The 15,953-nt window shown below is 63.0% G+C and carries 14 protein-coding genes and 1 tRNA gene; 9 read left to right on the plus strand and 6 right to left on the minus strand.

The window, feature by feature from the left end; genetic code table 11:
- Positions 1–71: 71 nt before the first annotated feature.
- Positions 72–494 (minus strand): large conductance mechanosensitive channel protein MscL, encoded by a 423-nt coding sequence (gene mscL, locus MESAU_RS29060; protein ID WP_015319245.1) that lies wholly within the window; start codon positions 492–494, stop codon positions 72–74.
- A gap of 241 nt (positions 495–735) precedes the next feature.
- On the opposite strand from mscL, the gene MESAU_RS29065 reads away from it, so the two are divergent.
- Positions 736–4,245, plus strand: a complete 3,510-nt coding sequence (locus tag MESAU_RS29065; RefSeq protein WP_015319246.1) for a PAS domain-containing hybrid sensor histidine kinase/response regulator — start codon at positions 736–738, stop codon at positions 4,243–4,245.
- 133 nt (positions 4,246–4,378) lie between these two features.
- Here the strand turns inward: MESAU_RS29065 and MESAU_RS29070 are convergent, their stop codons facing one another.
- Complete coding sequence (locus tag MESAU_RS29070) at positions 4,379–5,038, minus strand: response regulator transcription factor (protein WP_015319247.1); 660 nt, start codon at positions 5,036–5,038, stop codon at positions 4,379–4,381.
- Positions 5,039–5,160: 122 nt separating this feature from the next.
- On the minus strand, positions 5,161–5,595 hold the full coding sequence (locus MESAU_RS29075) for a hypothetical protein (RefSeq protein ID WP_015319249.1): 435 nt from the start codon (positions 5,593–5,595) through the stop codon (positions 5,161–5,163).
- Positions 5,596–5,702: 107 nt separating this feature from the next.
- Between MESAU_RS29075 and MESAU_RS29080 the strand changes: the two genes are divergently transcribed.
- Both MESAU_RS29080 and MESAU_RS29085 read left to right on the plus strand, forming a co-directional pair.
- Entirely contained in the window at positions 5,703–6,053 is a 351-nt protein-coding gene (locus tag MESAU_RS29080) for a DUF952 domain-containing protein (RefSeq protein WP_015319250.1), read from the plus strand.
- On the plus strand, positions 6,050–7,129 hold the full coding sequence (locus MESAU_RS29085; protein WP_015319251.1) for a quinone-dependent dihydroorotate dehydrogenase: 1,080 nt from the start codon (positions 6,050–6,052) through the stop codon (positions 7,127–7,129). The genes MESAU_RS29080 and MESAU_RS29085 overlap by 4 nt, the downstream gene beginning before the upstream one ends.
- On the opposite strand, the gene MESAU_RS29090 is transcribed toward MESAU_RS29085, so the two are convergent.
- Entirely contained in the window at positions 7,122–8,462 is a 1,341-nt protein-coding gene (locus tag MESAU_RS29090) for an MATE family efflux transporter (RefSeq protein WP_015319252.1), read from the minus strand. The two genes, MESAU_RS29085 and MESAU_RS29090, sit on opposite strands and share 8 nt — an antisense overlap.
- A 132-nt stretch (positions 8,463–8,594) precedes the next feature.
- Between MESAU_RS29090 and MESAU_RS29095 the strand changes: the two genes are divergently transcribed.
- A complete protein-coding gene (locus tag MESAU_RS29095; RefSeq protein ID WP_015319253.1) occupies positions 8,595–9,497 on the plus strand; it encodes a histone deacetylase family protein in 903 nt (300 codons plus the stop codon).
- Between the two features lie 3 nt (positions 9,498–9,500).
- Here MESAU_RS29095 and MESAU_RS29100 read toward each other — a convergent pair whose 3' ends face one another.
- On the minus strand, positions 9,501–9,764 hold the full coding sequence (locus MESAU_RS29100; protein ID WP_023770995.1) for a DUF6460 domain-containing protein: 264 nt from the start codon (positions 9,762–9,764) through the stop codon (positions 9,501–9,503).
- Positions 9,765–10,107: 343 nt separating this feature from the next.
- On the opposite strand from MESAU_RS29100, the gene MESAU_RS29105 reads away from it, so the two are divergent.
- From MESAU_RS29105 to MESAU_RS29125, 5 genes are all read left to right on the plus strand, one after another.
- Entirely contained in the window at positions 10,108–11,136 is a 1,029-nt protein-coding gene (locus tag MESAU_RS29105; protein ID WP_015319255.1) for a glycosyltransferase family 2 protein, read from the plus strand.
- A 32-nt stretch (positions 11,137–11,168) separates the two neighbouring features.
- A complete protein-coding gene (locus MESAU_RS29110) occupies positions 11,169–11,627 on the plus strand; it encodes a GtrA family protein (protein ID WP_015319256.1) in 459 nt (152 codons plus the stop codon).
- A complete protein-coding gene (locus tag MESAU_RS29115; RefSeq protein ID WP_015319257.1) occupies positions 11,624–13,114 on the plus strand; it encodes a hypothetical protein in 1,491 nt (496 codons plus the stop codon). Before MESAU_RS29110 ends, MESAU_RS29115 begins: the two co-directional genes overlap by 4 nt.
- A 206-nt stretch (positions 13,115–13,320) precedes the next feature.
- Complete coding sequence (locus MESAU_RS29120) at positions 13,321–15,252, plus strand: acyltransferase family protein (RefSeq protein WP_015319258.1); 1,932 nt, start codon at positions 13,321–13,323, stop codon at positions 15,250–15,252.
- Positions 15,253–15,304: 52 nt separating this feature from the next.
- A tRNA-Gly gene (locus MESAU_RS29125) sits at positions 15,305–15,378 on the plus strand.
- A gap of 140 nt (positions 15,379–15,518) precedes the next feature.
- On the opposite strand, the gene MESAU_RS29130 is transcribed toward MESAU_RS29125, so the two are convergent.
- A complete protein-coding gene (locus MESAU_RS29130) occupies positions 15,519–15,950 on the minus strand; it encodes a very short patch repair endonuclease (RefSeq protein WP_015319259.1) in 432 nt (143 codons plus the stop codon).
- Positions 15,951–15,953 lie beyond the last annotated feature (3 nt).

The raw sequence follows: 15,953 nt of genomic DNA on the forward strand, positions 1-15,953 counted from the left end.
TTACCAGATGCGAAAACAGAAAACCCCGGCCGCGAACGACCGGGGTTTTGGTCCAGAAGAACCCTATCCGTCTATCGCCTGGCCAGCAGATCGCGGATTTCGGTCAAAAGCTGCACATCGGCCGGCGGTGGCGCGGCCGCTGGAGCCGGCTTTTCCCTTTCCAGGCGCCTGCGCATGTTGTTCACGGCCTTGACCATGAGGAAGATGATGAAGGCTAGGATGATGAAATTCAGCACCACGGTGATGAAGCTGCCATAGGCAAAAACAGCACCTTGCTTTTTGGCTTCCGCCAGCGAGGTGGCGTTGACGGCCGAGGAAAGCCCAAAGAAGTAGTTGTTGAAGTCCAAGCCGCCGAAGATCGCTCCGACAATCGGCATGATGATGTCGTTGACCAGGGAATCGACGATCTTGCCGAAGGCAGCGCCGATGATGACGCCGACGGCCAAGTCCATCACATTGCCCTTGGAAATGAATTCCTGGAATTCTTTCAGCATTCGACCCTCCTTATCATGGCGGGCCGCGCAGCCGTCCCATCCCGGAAGCACCGCCCCGGCGACACCATAACAAAAACCTCAAGTTGCAACATGGGCAAAAAGGAGAAAACAACCGGTTTCGCCTTACCCTGCGTTACCTCTTTGAAATCAGGTGCCCAAAGCCGTGATGGACTTGACGCCCAAGCTGTGATTGCGTCTGACCCGGCCAGGTGAAAATCGGCACAGGGAGGATCTTGCCGGCGTGCAGGGCTTGTTCATCGTCATCATCGCGATCGCCTATGTGACGCTGCTGTTCGCCATCGCCAGCCTGGGCGACCGCCGCTCGGCCTTGTCAGGGCCCAGCAGGGCGCGACCTTTCATCTATGCGCTCAGCCTTGCCATTTACTGCACGTCCTGGACCTTCTTCGGCTCGGTCGGCCTTTCCTCCGAACGCGGCCTCGAGTTCCTCGGCATCTATACCGGCCCGGTGCTGGTGTTCGTGTTCGGCTTTCCCTTGCTCAACCGCATCGTGCGGCTGGCCAAGACCGAGAAGATCACTTCGGTCGCCGACTTCCTCGGCGCCCGCTACGGCAAGAGCTTCACCGTGGCAGCCATCGCCACGCTGATCGCCACGATCGGCGCCGTGCCCTATATCGCGCTGCAATTGAAGGCGATCTCCGGCTCGGTCAGCCTGATGGTCGAGCATTATACGGGCTCGCCGCCGTCCTTCGATCCGTTCGTCAGCGACATCTCGCTGGTCGTCGCCATGCTGCTTGCGCTGTTCGCGGTCCTGTTCGGCACGCGCCACGCCGATGCCACCGAACACCAGGATGGGCTGGTGCTGGCGGTGGCGGTGGAGACCGTGGTCAAGCTCGCCGCCTTCCTGGCCATCGGCCTGATGGTCACCTTCCTGATCTTCGGCGGCCCCGGCGACATGTTCGACCGGCTGGCCGAGAATGGCCAGGTGCGGCAGGCAATGGGCTATTCGACATCGCTGGCCACCTGGCTGGTGCTGACGTGCCTGAGCGGCTTTGCCATCATCCTTTTGCCGCGGCAGTTCTACGTCACCATCGTCGAGAACCGCAGCGAGGCCGAACTGCGCACCGCGACTTGGGTGTTCCCGCTGTATCTCGTGGCGATCAACCTGTTCGTGCTGCCGATCGCCTTTGCCGGCCTGACGCTGGTCGGCGCGAGGACGAGCAGCGACCTTTACGTGCTGTCGCTGCCGCTGTTCAGCGGCCACGATTTCCTGGCCATGGCCGCCTTCATCGGCGGCTTGTCGGCGGCAACCGCCATGGTCATCGTGGAGAGCGTGGCGCTGTCGATCATGATCTCCAACGACCTGATCATCCCGCTGTTCGTGCGCCGGCTGTTGCGGACGACCACCTCGGAGAACGAGGATTGGTCGACGCTCATCCTCAATGTGCGGCGGGCGTCGATCTTCATCCTTTTGTTCATCGCCTTTCTCTATTATCGCGAGAGCACCAACAGCGCCCGGCTGTCCTCGATCGGCCTGATGTCCTTCGCCGCGATCGCGCAGTTCGCCCCTGCCCTGGTTGGTGGGCTGATCTGGCGCGGCGCCAATGGCCGGGGTGCGGCACTCGGCATGGTCGCCGGCATCCTGGTCTGGGGCTATACGCTGCTGGTCCCGTCGCTCGTCGCGCCCGATACAGGCATCATCGTCCACGGACTGTTCGGCTTCGAGGCACTGCGGCCGCAGGCACTGTTCGGCACCGTCGCCGAGCCGCTGAACCACGGCGTGCTATGGAGCCTTTCGGTCAACGCGCTGTTTTTCGTCTTCGGGTCACTGTCGCGCGCGTCGGTACCGCTGGAGCGCATCCAGGCATCGATCTTCGTGCCGCGCGAAGCCGGACCGATGCCGAGCCTGCGCCGCTTCCGCACCGCCATCACCGTCAACGACCTCAAGGATACGATCGCACGCTATCTCGGCGTCGAACGAACCGAGCGGTCGTTTCAATCCTTCGAGAAGAGCAATGGTACCTCGCTGCATGGCAACGAGCAGGCCAGCATGGACGTCATCCGCTTTTCCGAGCAGCTTTTGGCCAGCGCCGTCGGCTCCTCCTCGGCACGGTTGATCCTGTCGCTGCTGTTCCGGCGCCACGACCGCGAATCCCGCGACGCCTTCCGCCTGCTCGACGACGCCACGGAAGCGCTGCAGCACAACCGCGACCTGCTGCAGATCGCGCTGGACCAGATGGAGCAAGGCATTACCGTCTTCGACCGCGATTTCCGGCTGATCTGCTGGAACCGCCAATACCGGGCGCTGTTCGACCTGCCCGACGAGATGGGCCAGGTCGGCGTTTCGCTCGACCAGATCCTTCGCCATCTGGCCGAACGCGGCGACATTCCCGCCGACCAGCGCGTGACGATGCTCAACCGGCTGACCAGCTTCGTCAGCCCCTGGCAGATGGAGCTGAAGACCAGCGGCCGCATCCTCGAACTGCGCTCCAACCCGATGCCTGACGGCGGCATCGTCGCCACCTATGCCGACATTTCCGGCCGCGTCGAACAGGATCTCGCGCTGAAAAGCGCCAATGAATCACTGGAGCAGCGCGTCAAGACCCGCACCATCGAACTGACTGGGGTCAACGAGGAATTGACCCGGGTCAACGAGGAACTGGCGCAGGCCCAGATGCTCGCCGAGGAGGCCAATCTCGGCAAGACGCGCTTCCTTGCCGCCGCCGGTCACGACATCCTGCAGCCCTTGAACGCCGCCCGGCTCTATTGCTCCTCGCTGATCGAGAAGGCCGGCAAGGGTCCGGCCGGCAAGGCGGCCATCAACATCGAATCCTCGCTGGAATCGGTCGAGACCATTCTCGGCGCCGTGCTCGACATTTCGCGCCTCGATGCCGGCGCCATGAAGCCGGACGATACCGCCTTCAACCTCGACGGCCTGCTCAGCCAGATCGGCAATGATTTTCGACCGATGGCCGCAGCAAAGAAGCTCGAGCTGACCATCATTGCATCCTCACTGACCGTGATGACGGACCGCAACCTGTTGCGCCGCCTGATCCAGAACCTGGTTTCCAATGCCATCAAGTACACCCGCCAGGGCCGCATCCTGGTCGGCGTGCGGCGGCGCGGCGAACTGGCGGAGATCCAGATCATCGACACCGGCATTGGCATCGCCGGTGACAAGCTGAACACTGTCTTCCATGAGTTTACCCGACTGGACGAAGGCGCACGCGAAGCAGAAGGTCTTGGTCTTGGCCTGTCCATCGTCGACCGTATCGCCAGGGTGTTGCGGCTTGAGATCCGTATCTTCTCCAACCCGGGCAAGGGCACGCGCTTTTCCGTCATCCTGCCCGTGGCGGCCGCGCAGGTGCCGCGACGCGAGGTCGAGACCAGGGCGCCGGCCCGCGCGGCGGCTTCGCTCTCCGGCCTGCATGTGCTGTGCATCGACAATGACATCCGTATCCTCGAGGGCATGCGGCTGCTGCTCGAGGGCTGGGGCTGCAATGTCGCTACGGTGACCGGCTCGGAGGATCTGGAGAGGGCCGCGATCGACCGTCCGGACATCGTGCTTGCCGACTACCATCTCGACCGCGAAACCGGTCTCGATATCATTATCAGGCTGCGAGCCACCCACGGCGATGACTTGCCGGCCGTGCTGGTCACGGCCGACCGTTCCAACGAGGTACGAGCAGCCGCGGCAGGCCTCGACATCCCGATGATCAACAAGCCGTTGAAGCCGGCGGTGCTGCGTTCGATGATGGCCAGGTTCAGGCCGATGGTGCGGGCGGCGGAGTGACATCGAAGCGCCTGAATCAGGCCTGGTGCTCCAGGGCTTCGAGATAGGCGCAGAACATGTCGGCGAGCGCATCGGAACAGGTCGATGCGGCGAGCCGAAGTTAAAAGTTCCGACTGAGCCAAGCAGCCGGCACTCAGCCCGCCGGCTGCAGCGGGTCGCTGCCTATCTTGGACAGCAGGATCACCGCCTGGGTGCGACTGTCGACGCCGAGCTTTTGCAATATGGCCGAGACATGCGCCTTGATCGTCGCCTCGGAGACGCCGAGTTCATAAGCGATCTGCTTGTTGAGCAGACCCTCGGCCAGCATGCCGAGCACGCGGGTCTGCTGCGGGGTCAACGTCTGCAATCGTTTGATCAGGTCCGATATTTCGGGATCGCGTTCGACGCCGAGATCGACGCCGACAGGTGCCGCGATATCGCCGGCAAGCACCGACTGCACGGCGCCGCGGATTTCCTCCATGCTGGCCGACTTGGAGATGAAACCGGAGGCGCCGAGATCGAGCGCGCGCCGTATGGTCGCCGGGTCGTCATGCGCCGACACCACGACCAGCGGCACCGCAGGATGGATACCGCGCAACGAGATCAGGCCGGAGAGGCCGCTGGCGCCGGGCATCGACAGGTCGAGCAGCACCAGATCGACATCTTCATTAGCCACGACCAGCGCCTTGGCGCTTTCGAAATCACCGGCCTCATGGATGGCGGCGACATTGCCGATGCCGGCAAGCGCCTCGCGCAGCGCGCCGCGAAACAGCGGATGATCGTCGGCGATCACGAAAGAATAGCCTGACGGCAAATGTCCCTCCCCGAATCCCCGATTTACTGCTTTTTGCGGGATCAGTTGGACGATTATGAGGGGCTGCGCACTGTTTTCAAGCGGCAAAGCCAGCGCGCCGCGTTTTCCCTCGTCTATGGCGCTCAGGTCTTCTGCGAGTTGGGCCGGGCGCCGTCGCCGCTGTCCTTGTCCATATCCTTGACGATGCCCATGAAGCTCTTCAGGAAGCGCTCCATGTAGCTCATCGTCGTGTTGAAATCCTCCTCGCTCGGCAGTTTCGATTCGAGACGGGCGGAGAGCGAATTCTCCAGCTTGGTGACGCGCTCGTCCATCGCCTTCATCGAGGCTTGCAAGCGATCGACCTCGTCCTGGTAGGCGGCGCGTTCGTCGGCCGCCATCTTGCAGACGAGCTGGCCCGAACGCTCCTCGCAGATCGACATCGCGCCGGTCTGCGTATCCATGCGGATATAGCCGGTGGCCGATTTTTCCAGCCGGTAGCGGTCCGTTTCTTCCGAATAAGCTGAAGCCGCGACCAGCGAAACGAGCGCGGCGGGGATCAAGATGTGCTGCAGACGCATGTTGTCCTCCATGGCCAAGGCCTCAAATATCGCATGTTTGCGCCGGAAATGGGGAAGACCCTTGGCCTGGCCTTCCCCGCGCGACTGGTTCGGATTATAGCGCAACCATGTCACAGATTATCTACAAGATAACTCCGCAAGCGCCTTGGCGCGAGGCCGAAGCCAAAGGCCGCTTCGCCGGAGCGCCGATCGACACCGCCGACGGCTTCATCCATTTTTCGACGGCGGCGCAGGCCAGGGAAACCGCGGCAAAGCATTTCCAGGGCCAGACCGACCTTCTGCTGGTCGCCGTCGACGGAAACCGCCTGGGTGATGCGCTGAAATACGAAATCTCGCGCGGCGGCGCGCTGTTTCCGCACCTCTACGGCGTGCTCGACCTGAAAGCGGTGCTCTGGGTCAAGCCGCTGCCGCTTGGGGCCGACGGTACCCACCAGTTCCCGGCCCTGGAGGGGCAATGAGCGTGCTCGACCGGATCGGCCAGAAACTGCTGTTCACCTTCGATCCGGAAACCGCGCATGGCTTGTCGATCGCGGCACTGCGCTGCGGCCTGCCGGGCGGCGCGCGGACGGTACGCGATACGAGGCTGAAGGTCAGCCTTTGCGGTCTCGATTTCCCGAACCCACTTGGCATGGCGGCTGGCTACGACAAGAACGCCGAAGTACCCGACGCGCTGCTTGGCCTCGGCTTTGGCTTTGCCGAAGTCGGCACGGTGACGCCGCTGCCGCAGGCCGGCAACCCGAAGCCGCGCATCTTCCGGCTGACATCGAATGAAGCTGTCATCAACCGGCTGGGCTTTAACAATGAGGGCCATGCGGCCGCCGAAAAAAGGCTTGTGGCGCGCTTGGGGCGCGGCGGCATCGTCGGCGTCAACATTGGTGCCAACAAGGACAGCACCGACCGCGTCGGCGACTATGAGAGCGGCGTTTCCCGCTTTGCTCCTTATGCCAGCTATCTCACCGTCAACATTTCCTCGCCCAACACACCAGGCCTGCGCACCATGCAGGCGCGCGAGCAGCTCGGCGAATTATTGTCCCGGGTCAGGGCCGCGCGCACTGCAGCGTCCGCGCAGCCGCCGATCTTCCTCAAGATCGCGCCTGATCTGGTCGAGGCCGAACTGGAGGATATCGCCGCCGAGGTCATCGAAAAGCAGATCGACGGCATCATCGTTTCCAACACAACCATTTCCCGCCCGGCGCTGCGCAGCGACGATGCCGCGCGGGAGACAGGCGGGCTTTCGGGAAAGCCGCTATTCGAGCGCTCGACCATCGTGCTGGCCAGGATGCGCAAGCTGCTCGGGCCCGAAATGGCCATCATCGGTGTCGGCGGTGTCAACTCAATGGAGACGGCTCTGGAAAAGATCCGCGCCGGCGCCGATCTCGTCCAGCTCTACACCGGCATGATCTATGGCGGACCGGCGCTGCCGGGCCGGATCGTCGCCGGGATGGCACGTTTTGCCGAAACGGAAAAACTCAAGTCGATGCGCGAGTTGCGCGACAGCCATCTCGACCGATGGGCGTCGAAGCCGCTCAGCTGAACGCGGTTTGCATCCGCAGCCGCAGAATTGTCAGCAGGCTCAATCCCCGCACCAGCAGAAAGACGTGCAGCGCCGCCCACAGGCCGCGATTGCCGAAGGTGGGCGCCAGCGTGATCAGCGCGGCGGCAAAGGCGAGGAATGACAAGAGCATCATGTTACGCATGTCGCGCGACCAGGTCGCGCCGATGAAAACACCATCCATCTGGAAGGCGAGCACACCGCTCAGCGCGGTGAACGCGGCCCAAGGCAGGTATGTGTCGGCCACGGCGCGGACCTGCTGCGACGTCGTTACGACGGCAATCAGGTTGGTGCCGGCCATGAGCAGCACCAGCGTCGCGGCACCGGCCAGACCAAGGCCCCAGAACAGGGTCAGCCGCACCGCCTGCCGGAAGGGCTGTTCGGAGCGCGCGCCGACGGCGCGGCCGGCGAGTTGTTCGGCGGCGGTGGCGAACCCGTCGAGGAAATAGCCGGCGACGAGAAAGAAGTTCATCAGCACTGCATTGGCGGCCAGCGTCACCGTGCCGAACTGCGCGCCCTGGCGGGTGAACAGCGCGAAGGCGGCGAGCAGCGAGAACGAGCGGATCATGATGTCGCGGTTGAGCGACAGCATGCGCAGGAAGGCGCCCATATCGAGCAGGCGCTGCCGAGGCAAGGGCGGGGTGGATCGGAACCGGCGAACCACGATCGCGAGACCAAGCAGCATGGCGAGGAATTCGCCGGTGACGGTTGCCCAGGCGACGCCGGAAACACCCCAGCCGAGCTCAAGGCCGAGCAGGAAGCACAGCGCGATATTGGTGCCGTTCAGCACCAGTTGGAGGATCAAGCCGAGCCCGCCCTCGCCGCGCCCCAGCACGTAGCCGAGGATGGCGTAGTTGATCAGCGAGAACGGGGCGGCAAGCAGCCTGATCCTGATGTAGACACCCATCGCGTCGCTGACGCGTGGCCCGGCGTCCATGAACCACTGGCCGCCAACGGCGATGAGTGGTGAAAGCGCTGCCAGCACGACGCCGGCAACGACCGCGATCAGCACGGCACGCCAGAACACCGCTTGTTCCTCCAGCGCGTCGCCACGCCCGAAGGCCTGGGCGACGAGACCGGTGGTGCCCGAACGCAGAAAATTGAAGGTGGTGAAGACGACGTCGAAAGCCAGCGCGCCGGCGGCCAGGCCGCCAAGCAAGGCGGCGTCACCGAACTGGCCGACAACAGCCGTGTCGACGAGGCCGAGCAGCGGCGTCGTGAGATAGGCGAGCGTCATCGGCACGGCGATGGCAAGCACCGACCGGTTGGTGACGGAAAATACTTTGGTGTCGGCTGGGATGGCGCCCTTGTCCAAAGGATTGCTGCCTTGCTGATTTGCGGCTTGATCGGGGAACCGATGTGCCCCATTTTCCGGCCGCCGCGCAATCGCCCTTCCGCGGCGGCCAACCGAAATCCCGCTCTGGCGCGAAACCGTCCGATCCAGTTCATGCCCCTGCAGATCGTCCACCATCCCGACTACGACGCCGGCTTCGCGACCAGCCATCGCTTTCCGATGAGCAAATATCCGCTGCTGATGGAGGCCTTGCGAGCACGCGGCCTGGCCGGAGCCGGGGCGCTCAACACAGCCGAACCCGCGCCTGCGTCGTGGCTTAAGCTCGCCCATGCGACAGATTATGTCGAGCAGGTTCTCGGTTGTTCGGTCCCGGAAAAAATCGAGCGCGAGATCGGCTTTCCGGTCGGCCCGCGCGTCTCGTTGCGCGCGCAGCTTGCCGCCGGTGGCACGGTGGCGGCGGCGCGGCTTGCCCTGCGTCACGGCATCGCCTGCAACACCGCCGGCGGCAGCCATCACGCGCGGCGCGCGCAAGGCGCCGGCTTCTGCACTTTCAACGACGTCGCCGTCGCCTCGCTGGTGCTGCTTGAGGAGGGCGCGGCACACAGTATCCTGGTGGTCGATCTCGACGTGCACCAGGGCGACGGCACGGCGGATATTCTGGGCGACGAGCCGCGCGCCTTTACCTTCTCCATGCATGGCGAGCGCAACTACCCCGCGCGCAAGATCGCCTCCGACCTCGACGTCGCCCTGCCCGACGGCACGGGCGACGCCGCCTATGTCGAAAGGCTCGATACCATCCTGCTGGAGCTGTCGGCCCAGGCGCGTTGGGACATCGTCTTCTACAATGCCGGCGTCGACGTCCATGCCGAGGACCGGCTCGGCAGGCTGTCGCTTTCCGACAAAGGCCTGCGCGCCCGCGACAAGATGGTCATCGGCCATTTCCGGGCGCTCGGCATTCCCGTCTGCGGTGTCATCGGCGGCGGCTATTCCACCGATGTGCCGGCACTTGCCGCGCGCCACGCCATCTTGTTCGAGGTCGCATCGGACTATGCCTGAAGGTCACTTCCGGTAGTTGGCGATCCTGAGCAGGATGAAGGCTGGCACGACGATCGCGGCACCGAGCAGGATGTAGCCGAGGAAACGGTCGATGGCGTGGAAGCCGAGATTCCATAGATCAATGAAGAACTTCTGGATGCCGTAGAACACGTCCATCGGCGACCAACCGAAAGCGTTCATGACCAGGCCGACGAGAAAGGATACCACTAGCAGCTTCAGAATAATCCTGAGCGGCGAGTCGCCGAGAAAGCGCGTCAGTGCGGACAAGGCCGTCTCCCGATTGAGATGCCCCGATTCATGGGCACGGCGCAGAGATACGTGCTTGGCGGCCATCCATCAAGCCGCCAGGGGCCGGTGCGGGGGAATTGATAAGCCGCGGCAGATGTTGGGCGCCATCGGCAGGGCGCTCTGCCCTGCCACAGCTGGTGAAAGCCGGATCCTGGCGGGCTTATGGCGCGGTGCCCGCATCCGCATGGAACTGCCAGTTCGTTCGTGACACGTGCCATCGGCGCCGCCAAAAGCGTGGCGGCCGCACGACCCCCGGCTTACCTGTTTTCTGTTTTCTAACCAATTGCCGCTATTGCCATTCCCAAGCGGGAGCCAGGCTTTGGTGGGAACGGGAAAAATCGGCGCGCACCGCGCACCCATGTTGTCGGTCGTCGTGCCTTGCTACAATGAGCGCGACGGCGTGGCGGAGCTTCATCGACGCGTCAGCGCGGCATGCCTCGAGCAAAGCCTCTCCTACGAGGTCGTGCTCGTCATCGATGGAGCGACCGACGGAACCCGTGATGCCGTTTTCGAACTGGCCGAAAAAGACGACCATGTGGTCGCCATCGACCTTGCCCGCAACTACGGCCATCAGATCGCCTTGAGCGCCGGGCTGGAATTCTGCCGCGGCCAACGCATTCTCATCCTCGACGCCGACCTTCAGGATCCGCCCGAACTATTGAGCGCAATGATGGCGAAAATGGATGAAGGCTTCGACGTGGTCTACGGCCAAAGGGTAAAACGGGAGGGCGAAAGCTGGTTCAAGCTGGCCTCCGCCTCGATGTTCTACCGCCTGCTCGGCCGGATGGTCGATGTCGAGATCGCGCCGGACTCCGGAGATTTCCGGCTGATGAGCCGGCGCGCGCTGGACCATCTGATCGCGATGCCCGAACGCTACAGGTTCATTCGCGGCATGGTGAGCTGGATCGGGTTGAGGCAGGTCGCCTTTCCCTATGAACGGCAGCGGCGCTTTGCCGGCGCAACGCACTACCCGCTGAAGAAGATGGTTCTTCTGGCGGTCGACGCCATGACCAGCTTTTCGATCGTGCCTTTGCGCTTCGCTTCGCTGCTGGGCATGATGTTCGGCCTGCTCGGCCTGGTCGTGCTTGGCTATACGCTGTTCGAATGGTCTATCGGCAATGTCCTGCCGGGCTGGACGAGCCTTGCCGCGATCATGCTTATCCTGGGCAGCGTCCAGCTTCTGGTGCTGGGCATTTTCGGCGAGTATCTCGGCCGGATGTACATGGAGACGAAGCGGCGACCGCTTTACTTCGTCAACGAGATCGTTTCACGAAGCCAGGCGGCGGCCGAGGACCAGGACCTGCCGGTCCACCGCCTCCAGGAAATAGTGAAACGGGCGGCGCGTCGTTGAGGTAAGGGTCGACCGTGGGTAACGGGAACGCCATGGGCAGGATATGGTCGACTGTTCCGGCCGGCTTTTCGCGGATGCTGCGGTTTGGCGCGGTCGGGCTGCTCAACACAGCACTGGGCTATTGTCTTATCCTGGCTGGGCTGAAGCTGGGCCTTGGCGACATCGCCGCCAACATGACTGGCTATGCCGGCGGCCTTGTCCTCGGCTTCTTCCTCAACCGCCGCTGGACCTTCGGCCGTGCGGGTGGTTTTCGCTCCGGCACGGCCGTGCGGTATGCGCTTGCCTTCGTTGTGGCTTATACCGCAAACCTGACGATAGTGGTCGCCGCCATGTCCGCCGGCGTCGTCGAAAATCCGTTTGTCCACCTGGCGGGAAACTGCCTCTACTCGGTCCTCTTCTATCTCGGCTCGGTCCGTTTCGTCTTCGTCGGCGCGGCAAAAGACGCTGTCTTGGTCGCGATCGACATGAAGTCCCCTGGAGCGGCGACATGAACAAGGTCGAGGCAATCGTTCCAGTGTTCTCGCCGCTCGAGGACGCACAGCGCGCCAGGCTGATATTCTGCCTGATCGGCGCGGGTGTCATGGCGACGGTTCTGGCAACCTTTGCCAGCGCAACCCTGCAGGACCCCGACAGCTGGTGGCATGTCAAAGTGGGGCTGGATTTCCTGGCAAACGGAACGCTTCCGACCGTCGACACGTATTCCTACACCTTCGCCGGCCAACCGTGGATTGCCAAGGAATGGCTGGGGCAGGTTCTGCTGGCCCTTGCCTACAGCGCGGGTGGCTGGAACGGCGTCGTCACGCTGATCATCGGCACGATCTGTCTCGCGGTCTTCCTGTCGGGATGGTTCCTCAGCGCGCACCTGAAACCGGTCCTGGCCGTAGCGCTGGCATTCGTCGCGGCCTTCCTGATCAGCCCGATCTATACGGCGCGCCCGCATGTCTTTACCTTGCCGATCATCGTCGTCTGGACGACGATGCTGTTTCGTGCCGCGCAGGACGAGAAGGCGCCGCCGCTCTGGCTGCTCGGTCTGGTCGTATTGTGGGCGAACCTGCATGCCACGTTCACCCTGAGCTTCATCATCGCCGCCTTCGCCGGCCTCGATCTCCTGGCGCGCACCGGCCTGTCGAAACCCGCACTTTTGGCGAAGTGGGTGGCGTTTGGCCTGCTCTGTCCGTTGGTCAGCCTGATACACCCTTATGGCGTGCAGGCCATCCTGGCCACGCTCACCGTCGCCTATGGCAATGAGGCGGTGCCTCTGATCCTGGAGTGGCGGCCGTTCAATGCCCAGGAACAGGTCCTCCAGGAAGCCGCGATACTGCTGGCCTTTTTCGGGCTTCTGACATCGAGGCTACGGATCGGCTGGGCGAAGGCGTTGTTCATCGTCTTCACCTTGCACGTCTACCTTTCGCATCTGCGGTTCGTCTATCTGTTCTTCCTGCTTGTTCCCCTGGTGGTCGCGGTCGAGGTCGCGCGCCAATATCCCGCCCTGTCCGCAGGCGCCTGGCTGAAAGAAGAGCGCGACGGACTGGAAAAATTCTTCGCCAGCCGGTTCCATCTGCTCCGCGGCGCGACGGCGGTGTCGCTGGTCGTTGCGATGCTTGCGCTCAACAACGCCTACCAGGTCGCGCCGAGCCCAAAGACATCAGCCAGCGGCGCCCTTGCGTTCGCCAGGGATCACTACCTCGCAGGCAATGTGCTGAATTCCTATAATTTCGGCGGCACATTGATTTTCCACGACATCAAGACCTATGTCGACGGCAGGACGGACCAGCTGTTCCTGGGCGGGTTCACGAAAGCGGATGAGGCGACGGGGCAGACGGGCGGAAAACCACTGCTCGAGGCGCAGTTGAAGAAATACGCCATCGGCTGGGCACTGCTTACAGCCGCGGATACCCGCATCCCCTTCTTCGCCGAGTTGGGCTGGAAGCGGGCCTATGCCGATGACTATGCCGTGATCTACCTGCCGGCAACCTGATCGGGTGCTTCCAAACCGGCTTCGCCGGCGTTCAAGGCATGGCGTTCCGGCTTGACACTCATGTTGCAGTGCAGCAAAATCGTTTCGCAGAGGAGAGCCTGTGAACCCCACGCGTCACGATTTTTCGCACAACCAAGGCATCGCCGCATGAGCGGCGTGGCATGCTTCGCACGAGATCGGCGGGCCGCGAGCCGCGGACTGTCCGAATGAACTACAGGCGCGACATTGACGGCCTGCGGGCCGTTGCCGTGCTGCCCGTGGTGCTCTTTCATTTTGGCGTGTCCGCCATCCCAGGGGGATTCACCGGCGTCGATATTTTCTTTGTCATATCGGGCTATCTGATCAGCGGCAGCTTGCTGGATGATCTCGAGCGCGGCCAGTTTTCGATCGGCCGCTTCTACTGGCGCCGCGCACGGCGCATCCTGCCGGCGCTGACCTTCGTCATCCTGCTTGCAAGCATCGCGGCATGGTTCATCCTCCTGCCGTCGGACCTGCACGAATTCAGCCTCAGCGTGATCGCTGCCTCGACCTTCTGGTCGAACATCTATTTCTGGAAGACGACGAACTATTTTTCGATCGACGCCGAACTGCGGCCGCTGCTCCACACATGGTCGCTTTCGGTCGAGGAACAGTACTACATCTTCGCGCCGATCCTGGTTTATCTGATCTACCGCTATGCCTCGAAGCGCTGGCTGACGATACTTCTGCCCATCACCATCGGCAGTTTTGCCCTGGCGGTGATGGCGACCACGCTGGCGCCGACCGCCGGCTTCTACCTGCTGCCGACACGCATTTGGGAACTGGCGCTGGGCGCCATGCTGATGCTGAAAAGGCCGCCGCCACTTGCCAGCCGGCCGGCGACGGAACTGATCGGCCTGGCCGGCTTTGCACTGCTCGGCTTCGGCTTCCTGACGATCTCGGAGAGCGACCCGTTTCCGGGCTATAACGCCCTGTTTCCCTGCGTCGGAACGGCCCTGCTGATCTATGCGGGCCAGAACCATGCGAACCGACCCGTGCCCCTCGCCACGCGTGTGCTTCAGTTCGCCCCGATGGTCTGGATCGGCCTCATCTCCTATTCGCTCTACCTTGTTCACTGGCCGATCAACTCCTTCGTCCACTACCTCTCGCTGAAGGCCATCTCGGTGCCGATGATCGTCGCGATGACGGTGGCCAGCGTCGCCCTGGCGACCTTCTCGTGGAAATATGTCGAGCAGCCTTTCCGACGGAAGCGGGCCTTCACCGCCCCGCTGCCGATCTTCGCCTTTTCGGCGACGGCGATCGCCCTGCTGTGCGTCGGCGGTCTGGCCGGTGTGCTGGGCAAGGGCTTTCCGCAGCGGTTCCCGGATTTCTCGACGCAACGGATCCTGGTGGGCGACTGGCGCAACGGTGTCTGCTTCAATGAGGGTGCGAGCCGGATCGAGGATTGGAACCTTGCCGGCTGCACGCGCACGCACGGCTTTGCCACCAATGTGCTGCTGTGGGGCGATTCCTTCGCGGCTCACTACGTATCGGGCCTGGAAGCCAACGCGCAGAAAATCCAGGCCAACGTCGTCCAATATACCTATGCCGGCTGCCCACCCAACCTGAGCTATTTTTCCTATGCCCGGCCGGCCTGCACCCGCTTCAACGAACGGGCGCTGTCGATCATCCGTGATGCCAATATCCATGCGGTGATCCTGAGCGGTCGATGGACCGACTACCAGGCCAGGGGCTTCGACGGCCTGCAGACGACGATCGACCGGCTGCGCGACATGGGTGTCAAGGTCTATGTCATCGGCCAGTCTCCGGAGTTCATCGCCGACGTCCAGAAGATCGCTTTCTTTGCGAAACACGAGGGCGCCGCAAATACATCCTGGCCGATGGCCATGGATCCCGACATCAACAAGCAGGTGCAACTCTTCGCCAACGGCGCGACCTTCATCGACCCGCTCACCTATCTATGCGACGCAACCGGTTGCTCCTATGCGGATGCCGGCAGCAAGCAGTTTCTCTATTTCGACTATGGCCATTTCTCTTCCGCCGGCGCGACGCTGGCCATCTCGAAATACTGGCCGAGCTTCGCCGCCGGCGGCGAAGTCGCAAAGGCCAGGGAACCAACGCCGACCGTCACCGGTGAGCTGGCGAAGCCCGCCTTGTGAGACCGGTTTGCGATTGCCCGAGGTCATGCCGTCATGATAACGAGGCTGCAGCGCGGGTATGATGTAATGGTAGCCTGTCAGCTTCCCAAGCTGAACGCGCGGGTTCGATTCCCGCTACCCGCTCCAGTCTTGTCGGACGACATAGAAGTGTGGACTCCGTCGCAGAAGGTTGGACCCGTGATCGCGGCGTGCTTTTAGGCTGATTCTGCAATTTTCTGTACGCTGTCGCAGATAAATCGGCCAAAGCGCGGACCGAATGGCGCCGGCTAGGCTGGGCGCCTTTGGCCGATCTCCGACGCAACGCGCCGAGCAACCTCCTCCGCCTTTCGCTGGGATCCCAGTTCGCACTCCCAGGCGACGATCACTTTCCAGCCAAGCTCCTCGATGGCCGCAGTGTTTCGCTGGTCGCGCTGGACATTGCGGTCGAACTTCTCCTGCCAGAATGGCGTCTTGCTCTTCGGCGTCGACGCGATCTTGCATCCAGCATGGCGATGCCAGAAGCAGCCGTGTACCAAAATGACGGTCTTGAATCTCGGGAGGGCGATGTCCGGCTTCCCTGGCAGGCGCCGATAATGCACACGGAACCGCAAGCCAAGTGCATGGAGCGCCCGCCTCAGTGCCAGTTCCGGCGACGTGTCCTTCGACCGGATGCGCGACATCCGTTCCGAGCGTTGCTCTGGGGAAAGGAAGTCGGCCACCGC

Source organism: Mesorhizobium australicum WSM2073 (genome assembly GCF_000230995.2).
Taxonomy (GTDB): domain Bacteria; phylum Pseudomonadota; class Alphaproteobacteria; order Rhizobiales; family Rhizobiaceae; genus Mesorhizobium; species Mesorhizobium australicum.